We start from the raw sequence: 25,279 nt of genomic DNA on the forward strand, positions 1-25,279 counted from the left end.
AACGAAGAAATAGAGGAAACGTTAGTTCCTTTATCACTTCGTTTTTGTGGGTTTGCTGCCTGCATCTTCCTGATAAAGGAAGTTCGCCTTCCGCTATCGTCTCTATATCGATCAAGAATACTGAATAAAGGAACTTTAAGTTCCACTAAACTCATTTTAAGCTCATACCATGGCAACATCGGAGTTTCCTAGCCAAGGCTCAGCCCAGCCTTAAGCACCTTTTAAACAAGAAGAACTCGCCTCTTGTTTGGGGTGCAGCTTCAACCAATTCAACATATCATCCAAAGTGTGCACAGGCACGATCTGCAGTCCCGGCGCTCCCTTTCTTGCATCCTGTTCATTGGTATAGGGTACAAAAAACACATCGCTATCCGTCCTGCTGACGGTATAGGCTTTCTGCTCTAATCCTCCTACAGAACCGACCGACCCGTCCGGCTCTATGGTTCCAGTACCCGCTACCTTATTTCCATAAGTTATGCCGCATGGCGTAAGCTGATCGATCAAAGTAAGAGCAAGCAAAGCCCCATGCGATGGCCCTCCTTCATGAAGCAAAAAGCTACGATAATTAATGGTTGCTGGAATATCATATTGCAGTTTGTTGCTTACATTAACTCCAAAAGCAGCCCTGTTAGGGTCACTAGGATTTGCCTGCGTTTTTGTCTGCACAATCCAAGACTTATCGCCGCGTAATACTTGAACCTCCACTTGATCTCCAGGCTTAACCGATACCATGTACTCAGCCAGCTCCTGAGCGCTTGAAACCTTATGTTTATTGACCGCCTCAATCACATCACCGAGCTGAAGAATACCTTCAACAGGACTGTTTTTTGTAATAGCCATGATGATAACCCCATTCGAGGTGATCCCTTTACCTAACCCGAGCTTCTGAAATGCGATGGCACTTCCCGCAGCATTGGCATCCACCTTCATAATCCGTACTTGTTTATTATATTCTCCCAGTGATATCTGAAGTTTATTCACTTCAATCCCATAATGAGGCAGTAGCTTAGCATACACCCAGTCAATCGGGAAGGCTGGTCTTTCAAAAACGAGAACGCCTGTCATCGATCCATGTGAGCTTGCTCCTGCGGCCTGTGCATATCGGTTCATATTCACCGTCAATCCTGGATAGGTGACCATGTAACCAGTCGGGCAGCATAAAAAAAACAATAAACCTATCATTACAACGAACGTACTAAGGCTGCGCATGGGTATCCTACGATTTTTTCGTTCCATAAACAAAAGATCAACAAAAACCAATAACCAGGCTGCTCCCAAAGCACTCATCCAATATTCTAGCTGCTTCGGCTGAGTAAGAATATAAAACAGTGCTATTACACCTGCCGCAAACACGGCCGCACTTCTTAAGAAAGCCCAACCTGCACGAGAAGCGGAAGGCTTCCGAACTGTATTTAACAAGATTAGCAATGAGGCTAACATCCAGATTAATGGAATAAGTGCAACTACATAAACAGATAAATCCAGAGCATCAATCCAATAAAGCCCTGTACCGAATCGTAGAGGATCGGGCAGCCAGATTAATTCCCCGGCCACGATTAACACAAGAACCAAAGCCATTCCCGAGTAATAAAGTCTCTGCGAAAACCTCAATACGATTCCCCCATTTAATTCATCCTTTTACCGTGTAGTAACCAATCATGAGTCTTTCAAAGTATAAACTTTTTTGGGGATCGATGCTAATCAAAGTCCTCTATTAAACAAGTTATTGTTGTACAAAGTTATTGTTGTACAAAGTTATTGTTGCACAATTACATAATATGTTAAAATGAATTTTTCTATCTCAAACTAGGAGAGATTATATTGAGATTAAATAATAAGACAAAACGACAAATTGTATTCATTGCATTTTGTGCCCCAATTGTAATAAATATTCTGATACTAATGCCTTCATTTGGTTTGGCAGCGAGTGCAGACTGGTTAAGTTTTTTTGGAAACTATTCAGGTGGGATTATTGGCGGGATTGTAGCCTTTATCATTGCTAATGAACAAATAAAAAGTCAAAATGAGAAAACTGAAAGTTATGAAAAAGAAACAAATCGGTCATACATTGTAGCTGAAAAGGTCGAAGCTCCAATTCTTCTTCATAATACGGATAAGGGCCGTAATAAAAGGATTCTATCTACAAAAAAAGCGGACCTCATATATCAACAACTAGAGAACATATTAAGTGTGGATAATAATAGTGAATTAATAAAAAATACAACTATTCCGTTCATAAAAATTAGGCACTATGGAACCCCTGAAATAATCTTAGATTGCAAAATAGAATTTCTTTTGAAACCGAAAAATGATCCCAATGTGAATCGATTTAATTATAACTTTGGTGTTATCGATAAGAATACAACCCTATATATCCCCTTAATAAGAGGCGAGAACCTTGATAACATTGTAAAATTAGACGAACTACTCAAGTTTGAAATTACTTATACATCAATTAAAGGCGAAGACATGAAATATAAACTAGAGGATGATAAAGAAATATATGTGTACCTCGACAAAGAAGGAAAAGAACATAAGGTTTTTACTTTTAAAAATGAATCCGCAGCTAAATGGTATGACATTAACTTTACAGCGGAATAATAAGTAACAAAGGAAGTCTCTGCGGCACGCTACCCTAATAAGTATCTCGAAGTACGTCGATTAAAACTCACACAAACACAAAAAAAGCGAGTGCTCAGCAGCTCGCTTTTTCTGCTTATATAGTAGTAGACTTCACAACTCAATACCAGCTTGTAAAAACTGAAGATGTGCCATAAGCCAAAGGAATCGCAGCTCCTAGCATCAGAAGAGGTCCCCACCATGTGAAAAAAGAGATGCCCACACATAAGCTTATTAGCAAAAGAGCCGGCAGCACCAGAATAGGCATAGCTGCTTGGAGGGCTTGGTGCTTGGCCGTATCTTGTATATCAAACAGCTTAAGAAAGGGTGCGGATAATTCTTCCTTACAGAACTGCTTTCTCCAATAGGCTAGAAGGCAGGCCGCGACTATCCAGATGATAATTTTAAGCGGTCCTGGCAGGAAAAACAAACCGGTACTCATTACGAGTACAAACTGAATAGTAAGCCTCCACTGTGTACCATTACGGAAGAAGGACTTCGTTAAGAAATCAGATAGACCGCTGCTCGCCCCTGTTCCGCGGAACAAGCGTTGAGATCTTCCGAACAATAGAGGATGCTTGCGAGTTGGCTTGATCCTTCTCTTTACAACTCGAATTAACAGGATGGATACAATCCTCATCCGCGAATCGCTTTCCCGGGCGATATCCGCGAAGAAAGCTCCCTTTTGCCGAAACCGTAATTTGCTCAAGAACACGAACAGCACAAGTAAGAGCAGTACGCCTATCCAGCTATAAACAAACCTATCACTTAAGTGAGCGACAGGAGCTTGGTACAAGAAGAAAACACCCGCAAACATAACAATTCGTGCTAACCAAAGAACAATTCCGTACAAATTGAGGGCTAGCAATTGTCTAGCCATTCCCAAGTTTACTTTTAGCAGATAGGTAAAAATAAACAGGCACGCAACTTGCGCCGTACTAAAGCCGAAGGTTCGAACTAATAAAGGAAGGAACACAGCAAATAGCAGTAAAGTAGTAGCTCCTTGAAGAATAAGCGAGTATCTCCAGCCGAGAACCATCAAATGCTTAAACCAGCTTTCGTTCTGCCTAAGAAAAAGCTGATCCCCTTCCTCAACAAAGAATCGGATGGTCCCTGCCCAAGTAAATAGATAGAAGATTAATGTAACCAAAGAGAGGGGTATCCAGCTAAACCATGCAGGCTGAGCTTGCCACCATGAATAGTATTGATAGCCTACGACAAGTATCAAGGGTATTACAAAATATAAAGCTATAATCCAGTCGACTGCTATTCGCAGCGCACGATATTGATAATTCCAATCCGATAGAACTCTACGAATAAAAAGCCTCAAGCTGCTCGTCATTATGCCCCGCCCCCCATCATAGTAAGGAGTGGAAGCAATCGAATAGGGGCGCATCCGGCATTCCGCACTGCTTTTGAATATCCTGCAGCGTACCGTTAGCCACCAGCCTGCCACCCGAGAGAAGCACGAAAGAGGTACAAATGCGTTCAGCTGTATCCAACACGTGTGTACTCATCAGGATGCCCGCACCACGCTTTCGTTCCTCATCCAGCATACCCAAGAAATCCTTTATCGCCTTTGGATCCAGTCCTATAAAGGGCTCGTCCACTATATACACATCCGGCTTGTTAAGAAATCCAAGGATCAGCATAATTTTCTGCTGCATTCCTTTGGAGAATTTCCCCGGCAAATGATGCTTTTCATCCAAAAGCCTAAAACGGCGCAATAAATCATCCGCTCTATCTAGAAAAACGGTTCTATCCAGCTCATACACAGCAGCTGCAAACTCCATATGCTCCCATAGCGTCAGCTCGTCATAAAGAATCGGATGCTCAGGAATATACGCGTAGCTCCTCCGTTCACCAAGGAAGGAAATTTCACCTTTAAAATCCTTCAGCAAACCAAGAATACTTTTGATCGTTGTACTTTTGCCCGCACCATTAGGACCCAACAATCCCACAAGCTCGCCTTGCCGCACGTCGAAATGGATCTTTTTGATGACATCCGATTGTCCCTCGTATCCCGCTTGCTCAATATGTACTTTCAAAACTTCTAATCGTTCCTCTATCACTTATACTCACTTTTCCTTCCTGCATTGGCAATAACGCTAAGCGTCGATCGTGATAGTATGGAATAGAAATGCTCTCCTATCGAATTATAAAACACAATACCAAATAAATCATCTTTTGCTCATTCACAACAAAAAAGGACAGACAAATGATAACTCCATTTGACCTATCCCTTATATACAGTCACTATTTATTAAAATTGTATCCAAACTGCCGTCTTATCATCCGACACTTTAAAGCGTGGGTATTTCTGGCAATTAGAGTCCTCAACCTCTAAAGATATCAACCAATCCGCATACGAGGATAATGATTTCTCCATAACCGATTGGACCAGTCTTTCCAGCCCTCCCGAATCGGTGCTTCCGCGCTCTACTGGATGAAATAAGCCATCCGTCACCATAAGAATTGCCTTCAAGTTTATACGATTGAGAGTTCCGTACTCCACAAAGTCAGCTAGTTCCGGCTCACCGCTCAATACCGAATATCCATCCATGGTATTCATCCGGGATTTATTCTTTATAATAACGGGCTTTACCATTTCCCATAGCTGCTCGCGGTTAGTAATGCCGTTACGAATTCCATCCTCCCAGATTCGCTTGGATTCCTGATCAATATGCGCTACTTGATCCCGCGATATGACGCGAACGGTCTTATCTGCATAAACAGCTGCAATCATACAATCTCCGACTTGGGCAAAATCTATGCTACGCTCGTGGATACGAATCATCGCTAGTGCACTAGTCCACAAAGATATCTTGTCGGCAACGTTTACTCCCGCCTCCACCATTTTATCCCTTAATCGCGTATTAGCCTGAATGACTACTTGCTTCAACGTAGTACCATTAACTTCCTCCGCCCGCAAATCCTCCAGATAATGCTTTATGCATGAGGAAGCCAAGTACCCGCCTGTTTCCTGATTGGGCCCCCGGTAGGGATGTATAGAAGTGGCTCCATCCAATACTCCATAAATGCGCAAACCCTCATTCATGATCAGCGCATCTTCATTCCATTCTCCACTGCCTTTAATGGAGATCGTATCAATATTCATATGTTTAGTTCCTTTCTTACGGCTTTATGGAATAACCATTTTTTGCTCCCACTCCGTTAGGGGGCGGCCGGGCAATAATTCCAATTGCTCCAATACCTCATTCCTCTTTTTCCATCGGATACTATCCATCGGAGATGGGAACTTGGCCCTTAGCAATAAAGCGGCGTCTAGCAGCCTTTTTCTTTGAGGGTCTGTGTTGCCTTCCCTCAATTTTCCAATGGTTTCAATTCTTGAAGGAACAATACCCATATTTCTCCATATATTCATTTGAGTTTGATCTTCCATCATATAGCGAATGAAAGCCTGCTCAGCCTTTTCTTTCGTACTGTCTGACTTAAGGACAACCATCCCGTCAACTTTGGGTACTATCCCTTGCCCTGTCAACGGTGGAAAATCACTCATTCGAAACACAAATTTACCGCCAACATAACGTTCAACAATGGGAAGCTTGTCGGAAGAGGATACGAAAAATCCGACTCTCCCGTTAATAAACTTACTGGCAGCCATATGGTGATTAAGCGGTTCCATCACTTTTCTGCGATGAACCCAGTCTTCCCATAATGCTAAGGCCGGTCCTGCCGTTTCCCATTCCTTTTGATCAGCAGGGTTATAATATAAATTTTCGAAGTACCAGGGCAGCTCGGTATCTATGGCGAGTCCGTTTTTTTCTTCCGCTCCATTCCCCGAATCCTTGATCATACGCTCAGCAGCCTCTATTACCTCATCCCACCCGGCATAAACCCTCGGCTCCATCACTTCACGTTTAGACAAGTCTTCTTTGTAAAAAAGTACCGGCAGGCTCCCGCCTAGCGGGACAGCCCATTCGTGACCTTTATACTGAAACGGTGCGGAAAAGGCAGGCACTATAAGGCTGGAGTCTACCCAATTTTCCAAAGGAACGATCGCCTCGCTATCAGCCAGCTGTGTGATTCCATAAAAGCTGTGTACCTCAGCCAGCTGGGGTCCAGTATTCGCCGATACCGCAGCTACCAATTCATTCAATAGTTGTTCACTGGATCGAAAGGTTCGAATATCCATGCTGATTTGCGGATTTTTCCGCTGAAAGTCGGTAAGAAGCTGACTCCATTCTTTACTGTAAACCCAGATGGTGAGCGTAACGATTTCTATATCTTTGCGGGGGGATGCTTTGTCCTGTGGGTTATACCATAAAAAATAACCTGCCCCTGCGCATACGAAGGTTAATAAGACGGCTATTGCTAGTAGCCACTGCTGTTTCCTCACGATTTAACCTCCATGTTTCCAGCGTCTTACGCCTCATTGTAGCATGGTTCAAGCGCGGAAGCATGGATGGATTACAGCTGCAGCCCTTTTTTGCTTAGCTTGTTGGCAATTAAGAGTGAAATCAAAGTGCTCAGCGACAGCATAGATGCGAGTGCCGCACCAGTCCCATAGTTAGATGTAAATACTTCACTATAAATCGTAACGGAGATCGTTGCCGTTGCACCATAATACAGAACGACGGTGGAGCTTAGCTCATTGATCGTTGTAACCCAGCTAAGGATCGCCCCGGACAACACGCCAGGTGCCATTAAACGACCTGTTGTCTTGAAGAAAGTTTTCATTGGCGGAACGCCAAGACTTATCGAGGCCTCCTCCACGCTACGGTCAAGCTGATGCAGAATCGCCGTACTCGAACGAATAGTGTAGGGCAGCTTGCGCACGACATAAGCAATAACCAGAATAACCCACGTACCCGTTAATACAAACGGAGGATTGTTAAATGCAATAATAAGACTTATCCCAAGTACGGTTCCCGGCATGACGTAGGGTATCATGAGCAATCCATCCAGCATAGCCGTGACTTTCGATTTGCGTCTAACCAAAACATAGGCAATCAACATTCCCATGACAATCATAATAACTATCGAGATCAAGGAAAAGGTGTAAGTGTTAGCGATGGCTTTAGGCACACGGAATAAAATTTCTTTGTAGCTGCCCAGGCTGAACCCCGATTGAAAAACCGGCCCCTTTGTTTTGATAAATGAAGTTACAATGACTGTCGCCTGCGGGATCATGGACACACAAGCCACAAAAAGTGCGGCAGCGGTAAAGAAAAACTTCGGCAGTCGCTTAAGCTGTTTAATTTTCGGCGTTCGCATTCCGCTTGTATTGTAATTTTTTCTGGACACAAAATAACGCTGCAAAAACAAAATTGCGGTGGAGCAGACGATAAGAATGACACTAAGCGTGCTCGCCATGGCCGGGTTTCCGCCCATTTCACTAATAAACTGTTCGTAGGCAAGAATTGGCAGCACCTTAAAGCCTTGCCCAAGCAGCATCGGCGTGCCGAAGTCGGCAAATGCCGCCATAAACACCATCAACGCACCTGCGGAAAGTGTAGGGAAAATAAGCGGCAGTGTTACGGTCCGCAGCCTGTGAAAGCTCGAGCGTCCCAAGCTTTCAGCCGCTTCCTCAAGCGAGGTGTCAATGGTTTTCAAAGCACCTGTCACATATAAAAAGATATGCGGGTAAAACTGCAGCGTAAATACGAATACGATGCCCTTCCACCCATAAACGGAGGAGAAAGGGATTCCAAGGCTGTGTAAAAAGTTGGTCAGAAACCCGTTGTTCCCCAACATTAATATCCACGAATAAGCGCCGATAAACGGCGGGGACAGCAGGGACATAATTACCATGATCTGAATTAGTCCCTTGCATTTGATATCATAACGGGCATTCACATAGGCTAGCGGAACACCGATAAGTATGGCAAAAATGGTAGTAAAAAAGGATACCTTCAAGCTATTCCATAAGGCGCTATAAAAATACTTCAGCTTAATGAAATTGGCATAATTCTCAAGGGAGAACAAGCCTTTGTCATTGAAAAAACTGTTAAACAGCAGCGAAAACAAAGGGTATACAATGAAAGCAAACATAAAAACATACACAACAACCGTGACCCAGGTCCAGAAATCCCAGCCCTTTAACCGAAGCCTTAGACCTGATGCGAAACGTCCAGCATTCGGTGTCATACTAGAAGGATGCACGATACAGGACCTCCTTCCCGCTCTGGTCAAACATGGTTGTTTTGTCCAACTGGAGATTTACGAAGATGGTATCCTTCTCTTTCCTCAAGGAATGCGGCTCGATAGCGTGCTCTTGCACATCGATTAGCATACCTTCTGCTAAACGGATCAAGTAGCTCGCTTTTTCTCCAAGAAATGTAACGCTTTCAATTTGGCCTGCAAGCGTATTATCAGATTGGTTGGCTTGAAGCTTAATTCTCTCCGGACGAAGCGCGAATATCACTTTGCCTTGATAAGTCTTGTTAGTCCGTAAACGAAACTCTCCACCCAATAAGTGGACCGTGGCTTCTTCCCCGTTTGCCATACACTCCCCTTCCAAAAAGTTGGAGGTTCCGATAAAATTGGCAACAAACTGGTTCTGAGGATACGCATAAATATCTTGAGGTGAGGCAATTTGCTGGATTTGCCCTTCGCTCATTACCGCAATCCGATCTGATACAGCCAGAGCCTCTTCTTGATCATGTGTGACATAGATTGTGGTAATATTAAGCTCTTTTTGCAATCTGCGTATATCCGAACGCATCTTGATCCGCAGCTTGGCGTCCAGATTGGACAACGGTTCATCCATCAGCAGCAGGCCGGGACGGATGACTATGGCCCGAGCCAACGCAATTCGCTGCTGTTGGCCGCCACTCATATCGGAGGGGACGCGGTCCCGCAGATGCGTCAGCTCTACAAGCTCAAGCGCTTCCATCGCCCGCTGCTCCATTTCCTTCTTGGGAATGCCGCGTGCTTTTAGCCCGTAGCACACGTTTTCGTACACGGTCATGTGCGGGAAGATGGCGTAGTTTTGAAACACCATGCCAATATTTCGCTCGTGGGTAGGGACGTCGTTGATCTTCTGAGCTCCGAAGTATATACTTCCTTCCTCCTGCCGATAAAACCCGGCAATTGCACGAAGCAGCGTCGTTTTGCCGCATCCGCTCGGTCCCAGCAAGGTGAAAAATTCTCCCTCCTCTATCGTAAAATGAGCATCATTCACTGCCCGGTGACCGCCAAAATATTTGGTTACATGTTCAAAAACAATCTTTTGCATAATCGTTCCTCCAATACGTTGCTTGCTTGAAAAAAAGGGTGCCTTAGCTTGAAGAGGTTGTTCAAAAAGTCCCCTATTGGTCACGAAGTAACTCAGGAAGCATATTCGGCATCGAATCTTGCGTTCACCCTCGAAGTCCGGTGCTCATGTAGGCTTTGCCTACACACTCCGCTCCACCTTCTTCAGGTTCTCGCAACCTTCTCGGTGCTGAACAGCTGACTTTTTGAACTCGCACTTAAAGTAAGGCACCGCTTGGGTTTAGTCGTTCTTTATTCTTGACCGGTTACGATTTTACCAAAGCGCTTGATGATATCGTCTTTTTTGGTTGCTGCAAAATCGAAATCGTAATCAACTAGCTTGATATCTTTGGTTTGTGCCACTCCCTGTACGGTTTCAGCGTCCTTGCGAACAGAACGGCGTTTGAATTCTTTCTGAATTAGAGCTTGAACATCCTTGCCAACCAGGAAGTCGATGAATTGCTTAGCTTGATCCATGTTTTTAGCGCCTTTAATTACTGCTGCTCCATCCGGTACGGCAGAAGTGCCTTCCGAAGGGTAAATGATCCCAACCTTGGCACCGCCCTCAACATAGCGAAGCGCCGCTTCCTCCAAAGTCACGCCCAGAGCAAATTCCTTTTCCGCTACACCCTTATACACAAGACCCGACCCGGAAAGAATTTTACCATCCAAGTTAGTCACAAATTTCTTAACGAAGTCCCAGCCCTTGTCTTCCTTACCATAAGCGGTCAGTATAGTCACTAATTGCGTATAAGAGGATCCGGATTTGGCAGGGTCTGCAAAAGCGATTTTACCTTTCCATTTGGCATCCAGCAGATCATTCCAGCTCTTCGGTTCTTCGCCTTGCTTTACCAAATCCTTGTTGTACATAATAATCATTGGCAGTGCGGCAAACGGAGTCCACACATTATTCTTATCCACATACTGCGGGGACAAGTTATCGAATTCCTTAGTTTTATATGGCTCAAAATATTTCTTGTAGGCTTCCAGGGAATCCGCACCACCTGCCCAGAATACATCACCAAGCGGATTAGCCGCCTCGGCCTGAACACGTTTGAGCAAATCGCCGGTACCACCTGAAATCAATTGCACCTCTATGCCTGTACGGTCTTGAAATTCTTTAACTATCGGATTGTTCACTTCTGCGGCATTCGGTGAATACAGCGTCAGCTTGCCTCCCTTTTTAGGTGCTGGCTGTTGTTGGGAAGCATTAGGACTTGCCGGTGCCTCCGGCTTTTTGTCCGTAGCGGCCGGCTGCCCTCCACAGCCGACTAAAGATACCGATAGCAGAATAGCCGTTAGAATCGTTGAAACGGATTTTCTCATGTTTATACCCCTCTCTAATTGCGTTGTTTATTATACTCGTAATACTACAGCTCATTTGAAGCGCTTTCAATGTGACAGAATTTCATTTTTGTTAAAATTTTTGCACAAAAAAATCCGCTTTACAGCGGAAAAACCTCAATATCATATCGTTTTCGAAACTCCGATGGCGTTTCTCCAGTGTATTTCCGAAACACCTGACTGAAGTAACGGGAATCCTGATATCCTACTTGAATAGCAATTTGGTATATTTTAAGGCGGGGATTTAACAAAAGCTCCTTGGCGTGATTTACCCGAAGATCAGTCAAATAATCCAGGAAGCTTACACCTATCTGTTTCTTGAACAATCTGCTAAAATAGCTTTCGCTCATATTATAGCGATCCGCCATGCCTTGAAGGGTAATATCTTCGCCATATTTCTCCTTAATGTATTGCTCAACCTCCTTAAACCCGCTGTTTTCCTTGCTTTCCAATACACTCTTGTGAATTCGATTCCATTCCCCCGCCTCAGCAAGCACTTTCCGTTCCCCGACTAGCTGGTTCGTAATCCTGGTAAACACTTCGACAAGCTCTTCCGGATTCGTTGGCTTCAGCACAAAGTCCGCCGCCCCTAATTTGACCGCTTTCTGGGCATAGCTAAAATCATCAAATCCTGTTAAAAAAACAACCTTTAGATGCGGGTACAGCTTGACGGCCTGCTCGGCCAGTTCAATACCGTTCATTGCCGGCATCCGGATATCAGTTAACAAAATATCCGGAGCAAGGGATTGGAGCAGATCAAGCGCATTAAGACCATCGCTTGCTTCCCCGATAATTTGGCAATTCACTTCATGCCATGGGATCGTTTGCTTCAGTCCTTCCCGAACAAGCCATTCATCTTCCACTATGAAAAGGTTAAACAAGCCTCTCTCCTCCAGCCTGCGTCACGATGGGAATCTCAACAATTACTGTTGTTCCCTCACCGTAAACGCTCTCAATATCAAAACAGAAATCATGGCCAAAGTATAACTCCAGCCTCTTACGAAGATTTTCAAGGCCTATTCCCGTTTTCTCGCTTGAACTCGTCAAGAAGTGACCGTTTTTAATATGCTTTACCACATCAGGCACCATACCCACACCGTTGTCTCTAATTTCAAACCGAATTCTCGAGTTTGCTCTTGTGCCTTTGATTTGCAGCAGTCCTTTTCCGAGCTTCATTTCTAACCCATGGGTGACCGCATTTTCAACAATAGGCTGAAACAGCAGCTTCAACGTGTACAGCTGCTCAATCCCTTCTTCCATTTCGATCTCGGCATCGAATTTATCCCCATACCGCATTTTTAGAATAAACAGGAAATTACGAATCTGTTGAATGTCCTCACGAATTGGGATGAAAGGATTGCCTTTACGTATGCTAAATCGCAGCAGCTCCCCAAGCGAAATGGCTGTCTTGCTTATGTTATCCAGCTTATGAATCCGTGCCATCCAATTAATAGAGTCGAGTGCGTTATATAGAAAATGTGGATTAAACTGGGCTTGAATCGCTTTTATTTCAGCCTCCTGAACCATCAGCTGCTTCTTATACACCTCATCAATGAGCTGTTTGATTTGCTGCACCATCGCATTAAAGCTGAGCCCTAGCTGCCCAACCTCATCCCTATATTTTGAAGAGAATGCCACATTAAGATTACCGCTTTCAACCTCAAACATAAGCCATCTGAGTTTACGTAAAGGCCGGGTAATGTTCGAAGCCAATATATAGGCCAACCAGCAGGAAATGATGAATCCCAGGCTGATACCGAACAGCGTCAAATTTCGAATGCTCAAGCTGGCTTTGCTAAGTGAAGTAACCGGCACGATGCTGATCAGCTTAAATCCGGTTAATTCAGATGTATCATAAACAACCATTCCATCGGACCCATCGTCAAGAGTTAGCTTAAAGTACCCCTTTATCCCCTTCAATATTTGTTCTAAGTACGGAGCGTCCAGCTTGGTGCCGATCTGGTGCTTGTACGGTGTGCTTGAAATAACGTAACCGTTGCGATCCAGCAGCAGCACCTGTCCACCGTTCTCCAAATGGGCTTTGTTGTACTTGTCCGCTAACGCCGATTCCATAATATCGATGGCAGCATAACCGATCGGTTGATTGGTATCAATTTTCTTCAATAGCCTTCCGCTGCTTAACACAATCCCGAAGTCATCCATCTTCTTCATGTTGTAATGAGTATCCCAGACTACATTTCCTCCGCCGAGCCGCATTCTCCGGAACAGTCCCCAGTTGACATTGAATTCATCATATTGGGATGGCAGCAGATCACTTGTAAAATATCTGTCGCCGTTTTCTCCCATCAGATAAATGGAAATATCCCAGTTTTTAAAACCTAGCAGCGAATCCAGAATATCTTGCATTTTTTTCCGGTCTTGATGTTTTTCTGCAAGTGAACGGTTTTTATCTTTCGATAAGACTTCCTGGATTTCACGGTTGCTGTAGATGTACATGGTAAGCTGTTCGATATCCTTAACAAAATAATTCAAGCTATAGTTAACCTGCGATAAATTTTCCAATATCGTCTGACAGACTTGATTTAACACGACCTCGGACGACTTATAATATGAAAATGTGCCGAGCAGCGATAACGGAATAATAACCAGAGGGAGAAACAAACAAATAAACTTATTTTGCAAATTAATGCCGAAAAAAAATCGCTGTATACTGCGAAGCAAACCGTTCATGCTCGGTACCTCCCCCCTCATACCTCACACATTAAGCCCCGTTGTGAAAAACGTCAAGTGGGAGTATTTCCGGAAGAGCTCGAGAAAAAGAAAACCACAATACGAGGGTTAGTCGTATTGTGGTCCTTAGCTTTAAGGTGTCAGCACGTAAATCGGTGAAATCCAAGCAAACTGATTATTCGTTTGACGAATTTCCGCATGATAAACATCACATTCAGATGCTCCAGCATCAGTATCCGTCCACACCTCCCTAAAGCTGTACTCGTACTCAGGAACAGCGCGATGGAATAAAATCGCCTCCGAATTATGCGCCTTAAGATGAACGCTGCGGCTTCCCTGCAGCAGCTCGCCGATAGTTGCGGATAACTGCTTCCCGTTCAAATTTACTTCAATGATCGTCGAGGTATCGCCATTAATTTCAAGTATCAAAGCAGCTGTATGGGAATGCAGGGTTGTCGGATTTTTAAAGGTCGTGCAGGTCCATGAAACCTTCGTTTCCGTGTGCTCAAGCAGTTCATTATGCAGCTCATTAAGATTCGGGTTGTCCTTCATCTCGGGAGTTGGAGCTAGCACACTGCGTCCTCTAAAGCAGGGTTCAACCGATTCCATTATCCCGCCTTGAATGCTGGCTTCCCCTTCCCAAAAGTAGCCATCCTTGGAGTCACCCCAGCCCATCTCTACGCGTACCTTATATTTTCCGGCAGAAGGATTGGATCGCTTAATCAGTGATTCACCTGTAATCGTCTGCCATGGCTGAAAGTTTTTATAAACAACGATTTTATCAAGACGGTCACAGCCTTTCACATCTAAACGGACTTCCCGATCGCCCGCAGCTTGAATCTCGCTGCCCATATCCGCACCGTTGATTTGAAACCCGCATTGTATTTTATCACCGGTCACAGCGTAAGTACGGCGAGCTTTCATAGCTTCCCATATGGAATCCCGCGTTTTTTCTTTGGCCAGAACCGCCATGCGGCCGTCGCCATATGATCCTGGATACCCTGCATGGTGATCCGTAGAACCTACAAACCCGAAGCGGAGTCCTTTACGGATTCCAGCAAGCACTGTGCTCCGCGAATCCCTCGGACCCATATCATGCAAATACGGGTGTGTGCTGTCATCTGACATTCCGCAGCCGTGTTTAGAGAACACTTCAACAATTGGACTGATTGTGGAGTCGAACGTTTCCCAATTGCCTCCGCGGTATCCAGGCGTATAGCCGACATGATGGGGGACTGCGATAACTTCCCTCGGTTTAAGAGCATTCACTACCTCATAAGGTGAAATGCCTTGAAACAATGGCATATCATCTTCCTTACATAGAATATGATGATCGCCATACTCACTGGAATGTGCCTCATATCCCTGAAACGTGACAAATTCGTGAGGTACGTTTGCTTTATTTACCGTCTCCATTATTTGCTCCCAGCGTGATGCCAGCTTCGCAAAGCCCTTCTCATGAAAGTCAATAAGGAATTCAAGCTCCTTGCTTCTTTCCGGCATGTCATGCCACGAAGCATGGCCAATAATTGAAACGAAATCAAGCTGCCCCCTGGCCGCCTTCAGCGCATTTTCCAAGCTGCCGTATCCATAGCTGATCCCGCAGTGATTGTGAATATCTCCCCAATAAATGTTCATATGCCTATTCTCTCCCCGAATATTTCATTTTTAATGCTTCCGCTTGCTTATTCCATCCCGCTTTTTCCAGCCTTCCAACCCATTGCTCCGGCAGCATATAGCGGAAAGGTCCGCCTGTCTGGATAATTTCCTGCATAGGATCGATTGCACGGCCTGTTTTGTTCAAGTTCTCTGTCACCCAATGTTCCAAACGCTGCTCCATCAATTCGATGATGTCCGGATGCTCTTGGGCCACGTTAACGGTTTGATTCGGATCGCTCTGCAAATCGTAAAGCACGACCTCATCGAATTCGTACATTCCCTCATGATACGTACGGATAAAATACCACCGTTGGTCACGCACGGCTCTCTGACAAGCGTACAAGCCATGCTCCAGTACGATGTATTCCCGCCCTTCCATCTCTTCTCCGCGAAGCGCCGGGAGGAATGACCTACCATCCCAGCCTGATGGCTTTGCCAGCCCCAACAGCTCGGCCACCGAAGCCATCACATCAACGTTGTAGATCAGGTCATCATTCACATGCCCCGGCTTGGTCACACCCGGAACCTTTACAATCAATGGGATATGATGCACCGATTCCGTTGCCATGCCATGTTCGAGATAGATCCCCTGCTCGCCGAAGGATTCTGCATGATCCGCGCTAATGATGAAGCATATTTCATCCTCAATCCCGAGCTCGCGGTATGCCTCTACTATTTCACCTACGCAAGCATCCATGTAAGAAATGCCTCCGTCGAAGCCGTCGATCAGCTTGCGGTAATCGTTCCGATCGGCAATTTCAAGCGGCATCGTTTCCTTCGGAATTTTGCTGTAATCATCGCTCCAGTGAAGGAAGGTCGCCGATCTCGGATGGCTGTCCCGGCGATGACGTTGTATCGTTTCTTCGTCAGGAAAAGCTGGCGCAGGCTCATCGGCAAACTGCTCGGCATACTTTGGCGGATAGGTATATTTGGAATGCGGGTCCCAATATTGGATATGGAGAAAGTAATTCTCCTCCTTACCATTTTGTTTGATCCAAGGAAGGACGGACGCATTGACTTCATGAGCATCCTCATTGCCGCCTTTTAACGTATGCGTGTGAACCTCATTCCATCCGGCAAAATACCACCAAGCATGGTGCCGGTCTCCGAATGAAGAGAAGGTGATCGTCCGGTAGTCCGCCTCGCGTAGATACCGCGTAAAGAAAGGCACTTCCTTACTGTGGAAATCTCCCTCCGGATAATGGAACTGCCCCCCTGGCCCCCAGTGGGTTAAAGCTCCATGGTTCATTCCGAATCGACCCGATACAAAGCTAGCCCGGGAAGGAACACATGGGGATGCCGCACAATAGGTATTATTGAAGCGAACGCCTTGTGACGCGATCTTATCCAGATTGGGTGTCGTGTTCCTGGAATAGCCGTAGCATCCCATATGATCCGGTCTAATAGAATCGATATCCAAATAAATAATTCTCATCTTAATTCCTCCACCCCGTATTTCAACAGTATGATTTACTTTCACAATGAATTTAATTAAAGAAGCAAAGCTCTCCTTAGAGCTTTGTGCCAAACTATAAAAGCGAGTATAAGGAAAAGGAGTCGTCAATCACTTGGGCCGCAGCCCCTAATACAATAACTTCTTTCATATCGGAGGATACAATTGCCGTTTTTCTAGAGAAAACATTCATCTCCCTGGCTGCCACCATTTTCTTGATTTGTTCAAGTAAAAAAGGATGACAGGTACCTAGCCTTCCTCCGATAACGATCATTTCGGGTGCAAAGTGCTGAATCACATTGGATACGCCAACTCCCAGAAAGGTCCCTGTATCCTCCAACGCTTTCTTGGCTAGAATAGAGCCTTTCTCCATAGCGGTGATAATGTCTTCAAGCTCAACAGTGTCTATGTCATTATTGAAGTAATGCAGCTCGCTCCGTCCTTCAAGCTTTAACATCTTTTTCATTCTGTCCACGACCTTCGGGATGGATACCAGCGTCTCCAGACACCCATAATTGCCGCAAGTGCACGGCTCGCCGTAGATATCGACGGTTGTATGGGCTATTTCGCCAGCCTTTCCACTCAACCCGCGATACAGATTGTCGCGGACGATGATGCCGCTTCCGATTCCCAAGTCGGCCAAGATGTATACGAAATCGGTTGAACCTCTGCTTTTGCCGAACCATTTCTCCGCAAGAGCCGCAACGTTCGCATTGTTATCAATGATAACAGGAAAAGGAATAGCCTCTTCAAGCATCGCCCTTAGCGGAATTTTCGTTTCTCCATAAAAATTCGACGGCGATATATATCCCTCTTTGGTCTCGTTCAGCCAGCCTGGAATTCCGACGCCAACGCCAAGCAATTTGGAAGCATCTACATTAGCTTGTTTAAGCAACTGTCCGGGTATTTCCCGTAAGTATTCGATGACGTCGGCAATTTTATGAGCTTTTGTCGTCGGCTTTACTTCAAATTGAATTAAGTTCCCTTCCAAATCAACTAACGCCGATTTTACAACAGTTCTGCCAATTTCCACACCAATGGAATAATAACATTGGGCATTCAAGGTAAGCAGAACCTGACGGCGCCCTCGACTGGAAGGGAGCGTACCCGCTTCTCTGATGATCTGTTCCTTTAGAAGCTCCTCAATAATTCTCGTTATCGTCGGTTGGGGAATGTCCATTGCATCGGATAGTTCCTTACGCGAAATAGGTCCCTTATCCCTGATGAACTTGATCACCTTTTTAATATTCAGTTCTTTCCCTACATGAAACACATTGATCATTGCGGCCACCCTATGGACGATTTTTATTAATCTTACTACAGTCCTTAATCACAAGTCTATATGTACAGACTGCTCCGTACTTCCTATAGTTTTATCCGCAAACAAAACGATCAGAAAAGCTAAGAAACTGAAGCCGATGATTGGGATCAAGATGGGTACAAAATACAAAAGCAAAACAATGAAACTAATTCCCACACTCATCAAAAGCGCCTGCGGCAGCTTTCGTAAACTATAAACCAACGATTGTTTCAAGGTCTTAATAACGCCAAGTCCGCATGAGACCCAGACAGGAAGTACAAAGAGCAAGGTTGACACGTATAATGCACTAAGGAACAGAGACCAAGCGAACAGCGCGGTGTACACCCATTTATTTGCCGCAAAGCTGTGCGCAAACAGGAAATTGGAGGCAACAACCATCAGCAAAAAAAGCATCACGATTCCAAGACAAGTGGCAGGCAGCAGCTGCTTTACAAATGATTTCCAGAAATAGGGGAGGAGACTTTCCCTGTTCCTCTCATTCCGATACATTTGGATGGTTTGGATCAAGCTTGCGCTTGAGGCAAAAACCGTCACCAAGGGTAAACTGAACATAATCCAAACAAAATTTAATAAGGCTAAATTCATTACCCACTCAAAAAAACGATTCGCTTTTTCCGCTTTCACACCGTTTGCCCCCAATTGGCTTTCCAATTATTTTTGCAGCAATTTGTTCGCTTCCTGTGCTGCCTCGTCCAAAGCTTGCTGCGGTGTTAATTTACCGTACAAAGCCTTCACAATAGCCTTGGAAATCGTTGTTCCGACCTTGGAATAGTTTTCAGTCGGTGGTGGTGCGATAGCTTCGTTTAATGATTTGGAGAAAGGCTCTACCAATGGTGTTTTCGAAACAAATTCCTGATATTCTTTCGTTTGCAGTGTCGCCGGTTGAGTTGGCAAGCTGCCCATTCCGATATTCCATGCGGCTGAGTTTTCAGGCTGCAGCAAAAACTGAATAAACTCGTAAGCGCCATCCTTGTTTTTAGATTCGGATGGAACCGTTAAATACCATCCTCCTAAATACGTGGCCGCTTTTTCACGCTTCGGCAATTGAGCTGTTTTTGTGACGAATGGGAATGCTTTCGATTGGGTGATCCAAAGCGGGAAGCCGATAAACATGCCTACCTTACCCGTTGCAAAAGTTTGGGTGATCGTATTCTCATCCATTTGCTGCAATGGCGTTACTTTATGCTTCTGTACAAGGTCAACCCATAGCTGCAAGGCTTCTACGCCCTTGGGCGAGTTGAACGTCGCTTGCTTCATATCCGGAGTAAAGTAATCCCCGCCATTTTGCCATAAAAAAGCAGACCACTGGTTATTAGTAAACAATACTTCCTTCGTTGGCAGCAGCAGCCCCCACTGGTTTTTGCTTGGATCCGTCAGTTTTTTGGCATACTCAACCACTTCTTCCCATGTCTCCGGCGGCTTCGTTAAACCTGCTTGCTTGAACAAATCTTCGTTGTAATACAAAGCTGCCACACCCGCACTAATTGGTACTCCCCACATCTTATCGTCCTTCATAATAACGGGACGTAAGGACTCATAAAACTGATCGGCCTTAATTTTCTTAGGCTTGTCCTTCATTAATTCGTCAATGGTCATAAGTCCTTTGGAGCCTCTCAAGGCTGCTATATCCGGGGGACCTGCTGTAAATAAGTCGGGTGGTGAACCGGCTGCAATCTCAGTAAATATTTTTTCCATGCGCTGATCAGGCGGTACGAAGGTCGGATTCACGGTGTATTTGTCCTGCGATTCATTAAATTTTTTGGCCAGAGACTGTACGATCTCACCATTGGCCCCTGCAAGCGCATATAAGAAGTTGACCGTTTGTTTTGCCGCAGGCTTACCTTTATTTGGGTTAGCTTCATTCTTTGCAGGTGCACTGCCGCCGCTACAAGCTGACAATGCTACGGAACTAGTAAGTAAAACAGCAAGAGACCATTTCATTTTCCTCATTATCTTCACCCCTTTTATTAGTTGCAAATAAATTCCCATTTCGGATTACCCTTTAACTCCTGAGGAGACCGATCCTTCTACGAAAAACCTTTGGAACGCTATGTACACAATAAAGATCGGAATAGAAGACAGTACGGTAGCAGCCATCAGTAACGGCCATTGCAGCAAAAATTCACTTTTAATCAATGCAAGCCCCACTTGTACGGTACGCATTTCGGTGGATGTCGTCATAACAAGCGGCCAGAAGAAATCATTCCATATATACGTGAAATTAAAAATAATGACACTCGCAATCGCAGGCTTGGAAATTGGAATGATGATTCGAATCAAGGTCTGCATCCGGTTGCATCCATCCAGATAAGCTGCCTCTTCAAGCTCCTTCGGTATAGAAAGGAAAAAATTACGGATCAAAAACACTGCGAACGGATATACAAGAAACGGAATTATTAACGCTTTGAAGGTGTTCACCCAACCAAATGTTTTCATTAACAAAAAGCTGGGAACCATTGTCGCCTGGTGAGGAATTAGCATCGTACCGAGAATGATAATGAAAATTATTTTTTTGCCTGGAAAATGCATTCTGGACAACGCATAACCTGCCATTAGAGATGTAATTACAACTCCAATAGTGGAACCAACCGTAACCACCAAAGAATTATAGACGTAGTGCAGGAGCGATGCTTTCTGCAGCGCTTCCGCATAGCTCGAAAGCAATAACGTCTGCGGAATGATACTGATACCGGAAATTAGCGCTTCCTGCTGACTTTTAAATGATGTAGACAGCATCCAGAGAAAAGGAAACAACGTTAATATACCCGACACATAAGCAATGACAGAAGTGAACAACGATTTGAAGCCCTTCCCTTTTTCAACCAAAGCCAACTGTCCTTTCCATTAAAAATCTATCTTCTTATCCATTAACTTAAATTGAAAGAGCGTTACCGCGAACATAAGCAAAAACAGAACAAATCCGATCGCACTAGCGTAGCCCATTTCAAAATGCTGAAAAGCTACCTCATAAAGGTAATGCACCATCACATTCGTACTGCCGAGTGGCCCTCCCGAAGTCATTACGTACACCTGAGCAAAAACTTGAAACGCGTGGATGACCGTCATAATAATAACCAGCATGGAGGCCGGCATAAGCAAAGGCCATGTAATATGTAAAAATTTCGAAAAGCTGCGTGCTCCATCAATTGCTGCTGCCTCATAATAATCATGTGAAATTCCTTGAAGCGCAGCCAAGTATATAACCGCATAGTACCCCATGTTTTTCCATATACTCATAATGATAATGGAATTCAATGCCCATTTCGGATCATCCAGCCACTGAGGGGAGGTTAATCCGGCTGCTTGGAACAATTGCGTCAGCGGACCGATATTGGGATCGAATAAATATCCCCATATCATCGCGGCGGCAACCATAGAGACAACGACAGGAGAATAGAAAAAGCCCCGGATGACAACAATGCCGCGAATTTTTTGATTAAGCAATAAAGCGATTGCAAGTGCGGCAGCAACGGAAAATACCGTTTTCATCAAGGTAAAATAAAACGTATGATAGACAGAGCTCATAAACTCTCTATCCGAAAACATACGTGTATAATTGCCAATACCAATGAATGTTTTATTTGGATCAATCAAATTCCATTCGAAAAAGCTTAAATATATTATGTAATAAAGAGGAAAAGCCATAAAAACGCCAATCCATACTATAACAGGGGATAAAAACATATATCCTGAAACCGTTTCCGTAAGATTGTAGCCTCTCTTCTTAAAATGTGCACGTACCTGATTTCTAATGTTACTCACCCCCATTCATAGTCTATTTAATTTCACTGTAAATATATATAGAGATAATTCAAGGAATTAAAGCCAAAATAACCTTTAATTCCTCTTGGATCAGTATAGCACCCCCTTTATATTATTTCAACATGAAATTATATAGGTTTTATTCTTAAACATGACAAGGGATACAGCTACAGCAAAAAACCAAGAGAGTCGTATGCCCTCCTGATTTTTTCCTAGAGCATGTCTTAACTGTTAGTACCGATTACCAAAACATACCCGTTTGCCCGCGAAGCTTAGCCAATGCCTCCACATAGAAGTAGTCTCCGTAAATAAGCGGCACATCGATGTTTTTCCCCGTTGGAAACGAGCCTGTCGCGTGCATCACGATGGCTTCATTCTGCAAATCCCACACCGTGTAATGATTCGTTACGGATTTGAGTATACGTTCAGCCGATGATCGGTACATAGTCCCATATTCAGTCGGGAGCTGCTCGCTCAAGAGCAGCATGCCCCCGGCTGCAATAACGGCAGCAGATGAATCCCGGGGCGCGCCTTCCAATGCGGGAAGTCTGAAATCCCAAGGAGGAACAAGATCCTCCGGCAAATTAGACAGGAAGAAATGAGCCGCACGCTGACTTCCGTGCAAATATCTGTCTTCCTTCGTGTAGGAGTAGCAAATAGCTAAGCCGTACACAGCCCAAGCGATACCTCTTGCCCAAGCTGATTCCGGACTGAAGCCTTGTCCACCGAGTGCGCCTGTACGCTCGCCGGTCTCAGAATCAAAGCAAACAATATGATGAACAGAACCATCTGGTCTAAGAAATTCACGGAGTACCGTATCCGCATGCTCCATGGCAATATGTCTAAACCGTGGATCACCGGTTACTTCAGAGGCCCAGAAGAGCAGACTAAGATTCATGGTGCAATCGATGATCGCCCAGCCTGTATTCTCCTCAAGTCCTCCCCAATCTTTTCCGTTCCATGCTCTAATAAATTTGCCTTTAATATTGAAGCGCCCAGCCAACCAGCCCGCAACCTTCAGTGCGCGTTTTCTTGACAGCTCATTGCCGGTTACTTTGTAATTGGCCACCGAGCTTAGGCACCACATAAAACCAACGTCATGATGCAGCTTCTCATAATCATCGATCGCCGTATCCAGCTTTAACTCGCATTCTTCAGCAAGCTGCCGCAAGCTCTCATCGCCGTTATCTCGGTATACTAACCACAGTAATCCCGGCCAAAACCCGGACGTCCATTTATTCGGCTCGGTGCTGTCATAGCGACCATCTATGGAGGCATGCGGAAAGCCAGAGCCTATTAGAGGACTCGTCAGCCCGATTTTTCCCGTGACCTTATTCCATGCTTGTTCAATCCATGCTTCACTCATTCCTTTACATCCCCTTTCATAGTAGGAACACCGGGTTCGTCCAACCGAATTGATACTCGAAATGAATACTGCCCTGGAATGAGCGGACCTGTCCGCCATTTAAGAGGGACAGCAAGGATAGACGGAAACACGGACACTGCTTGTTCCGTTAACGATTCCCTGTCCAATTGAAAGCCCACTCCCCAGCCAGAAACTTGAATGACGTTCCCTTTACCGGATGGAATGTTGATTTCTTCTCCCATTTCTAATGCAGCGCAGTTAGCCCCCGACACAATTGGTTCAACTATCCTAATTTGTTCGCATGGCAGACGGACGTCCATGTCATATATTTTTTCTATAAATGAATCATAAAAGGTGTAACGGATCTTGTAAGAAATTCCGCAATCATACTGGATGCAGTCAGCTTCGTATTTCAATTGCCCGTGCACTTCAGCCTCAGGTCGGTCCTCATTCACGGATGAGGCTGCATAAGCCTCATATTCATATAAATTGCTATAAGTTATCCCTTGTCTTACCGCTTCAATCCTCGGTGTTGTAAGCTCTTCCTCCATAGCAGGAAACGCTGGCATATTATAAGGCTCATACCGTTCATATTTCGTCACGCTTCCGATCTGAACCGGCCCGGTTGCCGCATTCCACAAATAACTGAGCGTTCCTCCTGTCGGTGCATTATGAACATGATAGCACGACACCGTGCCCATCCATTGATGAGTCCTCATATGATGGACCCCGAGAGACGCATACTCCCTTACCCCAAAAATAGCTTGTGATGGAATTAGGGCATCCTTCCGCGCCGGTTCTTTCCCATAGGTAAGAGCAACAGCAAACGCGTCTGCCTTGTTGAAGGTGGCGTGGATACAGCTCTGCTTGAATAGCTCCTTATAATGAGGGCCATAACCAAACATGCCTCCACCTGGCCCGATGCTCTCTTTAACATAGGCTGCATTGAGCTCAGCAGCTTTGTAAAATGCCGGATCCTCGTCGCACAGCATCATAAAAGCCATCTGACAGCCATGGGCCGTCTTGCTTCCGAACAAGGTCCATTTGTAGTTCCTGCTGCCGAATGAATTATCCATCGATCCGTCCGGATAAATCATTTCCATATGCTTTCTCAGTGCATGCACAGTCATTTCCTTGACATGCTCATTCCCGGTCAAAATGGCATATTCCGCCATAGCGCCCAAGCTCATATCCATGTTATAGCCAATATCCACTGTACTTGTTACCCGGCTGAATGGTCGCTGGTTCGTTTTTTCCCCCAGAAGAAATCCGTCTCCAGTCATATTAGCAAGCCCGTAGCGTTCGATCAGCAGCCGCGCCTGCTCCGCATAATGTGGAATGGATACAATCACGCTTGCCCACTGGAGAACGACGGCAGATGTCAGATAATAATTGACGTTTGTTTTTCCGCCGTTTCCAAATATACGGGACACCCATAGTGCGGAAGAAGCAATCAAATCTTTTAACGTATCCGCTTCCGTCTGTTCCCCGTTCTTACTCAAAAGATCGTAAGCATGGCATAGCGACAGAAGCTGGAACACCGTTGTTCCTTTCCAATCCCCGGCCAGCTCGTTCAACCAAGCCCCGTCCGGCTGCTGCACGGAACCTATATAGCTGGTCAGTAGCCGTGCAGATTTCAGATAATTAGAATTTCCTGTCGCTGTATACATGTAATACAAAGGGAAAATCGCATCCCCGCACCGTCCGTGAACAGTCCGGCATGCCGGACAACGAATGCCCCCTTGCCAAGCTGTGTCCGCTAGCTCCTGATGATCGATCAATGTATCGCAGCAATGCTGCAATAGCGGGAATAAGTAATTTTCCGTCAACGCAATGCTCCTCTCAA

At 45.0% G+C, this 25,279-nt stretch carries 20 protein-coding genes; 1 reads left to right on the top strand and 19 read right to left on the bottom strand.

Going from position 1 to position 25,279, the window contains the following annotated elements; genetic code table 11:
• Window positions 1–210 precede the first annotated feature (210 nt).
• Window positions 211–1,611 (bottom strand): PDZ domain-containing protein, encoded by a 1,401-nt coding sequence (locus GC093_RS12225; RefSeq protein WP_171652155.1) that lies wholly within the window; start codon window positions 1,609–1,611, stop codon window positions 211–213.
• A 210-nt stretch (window positions 1,612–1,821) separates the two neighbouring features.
• On the opposite strand from GC093_RS12225, the gene GC093_RS12230 reads away from it, so the two are divergent.
• Window positions 1,822–2,601, top strand: a complete 780-nt coding sequence (locus GC093_RS12230; RefSeq protein ID WP_171652156.1) for a hypothetical protein — start codon at window positions 1,822–1,824, stop codon at window positions 2,599–2,601.
• 139 nt (window positions 2,602–2,740) lie between these two features.
• Here the strand turns inward: GC093_RS12230 and GC093_RS12235 are convergent, their stop codons facing one another.
• The 18 genes from GC093_RS12235 to GC093_RS12320 form a co-directional block, all read right to left on the bottom strand.
• On the bottom strand, window positions 2,741–3,961 hold the full coding sequence (locus GC093_RS12235) for an ABC transporter permease (protein ID WP_171652157.1): 1,221 nt from the start codon (window positions 3,959–3,961) through the stop codon (window positions 2,741–2,743).
• Between the two features lie 16 nt (window positions 3,962–3,977).
• Window positions 3,978–4,667: an ABC transporter ATP-binding protein gene (locus tag GC093_RS12240; RefSeq protein ID WP_171652158.1), complete on the bottom strand. Its 690-nt coding sequence runs from the start codon at window positions 4,665–4,667 to the stop codon at window positions 3,978–3,980.
• A 215-nt stretch (window positions 4,668–4,882) separates the two neighbouring features.
• Window positions 4,883–5,737, bottom strand: coding sequence for a protein phosphatase 2C domain-containing protein (locus GC093_RS12245; protein WP_171652159.1), 855 nt, complete (start codon window positions 5,735–5,737; stop codon window positions 4,883–4,885).
• A 24-nt stretch (window positions 5,738–5,761) separates the two neighbouring features.
• Complete coding sequence (locus GC093_RS12250; protein WP_171652160.1) at window positions 5,762–6,979, bottom strand: extracellular solute-binding protein; 1,218 nt, start codon at window positions 6,977–6,979, stop codon at window positions 5,762–5,764.
• A 71-nt stretch (window positions 6,980–7,050) separates the two neighbouring features.
• Complete coding sequence (locus GC093_RS12255; RefSeq protein ID WP_312886512.1) at window positions 7,051–8,745, bottom strand: ABC transporter permease; 1,695 nt, start codon at window positions 8,743–8,745, stop codon at window positions 7,051–7,053.
• Entirely contained in the window at window positions 8,732–9,820 is a 1,089-nt protein-coding gene (locus tag GC093_RS12260; RefSeq protein WP_171652161.1) for an ABC transporter ATP-binding protein, read from the bottom strand. The genes GC093_RS12255 and GC093_RS12260 overlap by 14 nt, the downstream gene beginning before the upstream one ends.
• A 269-nt stretch (window positions 9,821–10,089) precedes the next feature.
• Window positions 10,090–11,163, bottom strand: coding sequence for an ABC transporter substrate-binding protein (locus GC093_RS12265; RefSeq protein ID WP_216624605.1), 1,074 nt, complete (start codon window positions 11,161–11,163; stop codon window positions 10,090–10,092).
• 119 nt (window positions 11,164–11,282) lie between these two features.
• Window positions 11,283–12,062: a response regulator transcription factor gene (locus GC093_RS12270; protein WP_171652162.1), complete on the bottom strand. Its 780-nt coding sequence runs from the start codon at window positions 12,060–12,062 to the stop codon at window positions 11,283–11,285.
• Window positions 12,055–13,872: a sensor histidine kinase gene (locus GC093_RS12275; RefSeq protein ID WP_171652163.1), complete on the bottom strand. Its 1,818-nt coding sequence runs from the start codon at window positions 13,870–13,872 to the stop codon at window positions 12,055–12,057. Before GC093_RS12275 ends, GC093_RS12270 begins: the two co-directional genes overlap by 8 nt.
• 132 nt (window positions 13,873–14,004) lie before the next feature.
• Window positions 14,005–15,510 (bottom strand): DUF3604 domain-containing protein, encoded by a 1,506-nt coding sequence (locus GC093_RS12280; RefSeq protein ID WP_171652164.1) that lies wholly within the window; start codon window positions 15,508–15,510, stop codon window positions 14,005–14,007.
• 4 nt (window positions 15,511–15,514) lie between these two features.
• Complete coding sequence (locus GC093_RS12285) at window positions 15,515–16,966, bottom strand: sulfatase family protein (RefSeq protein WP_171652165.1); 1,452 nt, start codon at window positions 16,964–16,966, stop codon at window positions 15,515–15,517.
• Window positions 16,967–17,060: 94 nt separating this feature from the next.
• Window positions 17,061–18,266 carry an ROK family transcriptional regulator gene (locus GC093_RS12290; RefSeq protein WP_171652166.1) on the bottom strand — a complete coding sequence of 402 codons (1,206 nt, stop codon included), beginning with the start codon at window positions 18,264–18,266 and terminating at the stop codon, window positions 17,061–17,063.
• A gap of 48 nt (window positions 18,267–18,314) precedes the next feature.
• On the bottom strand, window positions 18,315–18,929 hold the full coding sequence (locus GC093_RS12295; protein ID WP_216624606.1) for a YesL family protein: 615 nt from the start codon (window positions 18,927–18,929) through the stop codon (window positions 18,315–18,317).
• 27 nt (window positions 18,930–18,956) lie between these two features.
• Window positions 18,957–20,255 (bottom strand): ABC transporter substrate-binding protein, encoded by a 1,299-nt coding sequence (locus GC093_RS12300; protein WP_171652168.1) that lies wholly within the window; start codon window positions 20,253–20,255, stop codon window positions 18,957–18,959.
• A 45-nt stretch (window positions 20,256–20,300) separates the two neighbouring features.
• Window positions 20,301–21,137 carry a carbohydrate ABC transporter permease gene (locus GC093_RS12305; protein ID WP_171652169.1) on the bottom strand — a complete coding sequence of 279 codons (837 nt, stop codon included), beginning with the start codon at window positions 21,135–21,137 and terminating at the stop codon, window positions 20,301–20,303.
• A gap of 12 nt (window positions 21,138–21,149) precedes the next feature.
• Entirely contained in the window at window positions 21,150–22,067 is a 918-nt protein-coding gene (locus tag GC093_RS12310) for a carbohydrate ABC transporter permease (RefSeq protein ID WP_171652170.1), read from the bottom strand.
• Window positions 22,068–22,308: 241 nt separating this feature from the next.
• Window positions 22,309–23,433 (bottom strand): glycoside hydrolase family 88 protein, encoded by a 1,125-nt coding sequence (locus tag GC093_RS12315; protein WP_171652171.1) that lies wholly within the window; start codon window positions 23,431–23,433, stop codon window positions 22,309–22,311.
• Window positions 23,430–25,262 (bottom strand): ulvan lysase-like protein, encoded by a 1,833-nt coding sequence (locus GC093_RS12320; protein ID WP_171652172.1) that lies wholly within the window; start codon window positions 25,260–25,262, stop codon window positions 23,430–23,432. The genes GC093_RS12315 and GC093_RS12320 overlap by 4 nt, the downstream gene beginning before the upstream one ends.
• Window positions 25,263–25,279: the final 17 nt, after the last annotated feature.

Origin of the sequence: Paenibacillus foliorum, from assembly GCF_013141765.1 — a bacterium.
GTDB classification, from domain to species: Bacteria; Bacillota; Bacilli; order Paenibacillales; family NBRC-103111; genus Paenibacillus_S; species Paenibacillus_S foliorum.

Excerpts from the sequence above, each read along its gene's own strand:
- GC093_RS12235 (WP_171652157.1), bottom strand. The coding sequence starts at position 3,961 with ATGACGAGCAGCTTGAGGCTTTTTATTCGTAGAGTTCTATCGGATTGG.
- GC093_RS12245 (WP_171652159.1), bottom strand. The coding sequence starts at position 5,737 with ATGAATATTGATACGATCTCCATTAAAGGCAGTGGAGAATGGAATGAA.
- GC093_RS12260 (WP_171652161.1), bottom strand. The coding sequence starts at position 9,820 with ATGCAAAAGATTGTTTTTGAACATGTAACCAAATATTTTGGCGGTCAC.
- GC093_RS12265 (WP_216624605.1), bottom strand. The coding sequence starts at position 11,163 with ATGAGAAAATCCGTTTCAACGATTCTAACGGCTATTCTGCTATCGGTA.
- GC093_RS12275 (WP_171652163.1), bottom strand. The coding sequence starts at position 13,872 with ATGAACGGTTTGCTTCGCAGTATACAGCGATTTTTTTTCGGCATTAAT.
- GC093_RS12280 (WP_171652164.1), bottom strand. The coding sequence starts at position 15,510 with ATGAACATTTATTGGGGAGATATTCACAATCACTGCGGGATCAGCTAT.
- GC093_RS12285 (WP_171652165.1), bottom strand. The coding sequence starts at position 16,966 with ATGAGAATTATTTATTTGGATATCGATTCTATTAGACCGGATCATATG.
- GC093_RS12290 (WP_171652166.1), bottom strand. The coding sequence starts at position 18,266 with ATGATCAATGTGTTTCATGTAGGGAAAGAACTGAATATTAAAAAGGTG.
- GC093_RS12300 (WP_171652168.1), bottom strand. The coding sequence starts at position 20,255 with ATGAGGAAAATGAAATGGTCTCTTGCTGTTTTACTTACTAGTTCCGTA.
- GC093_RS12315 (WP_171652171.1), bottom strand. The coding sequence starts at position 23,433 with ATGAGTGAAGCATGGATTGAACAAGCATGGAATAAGGTCACGGGAAAA.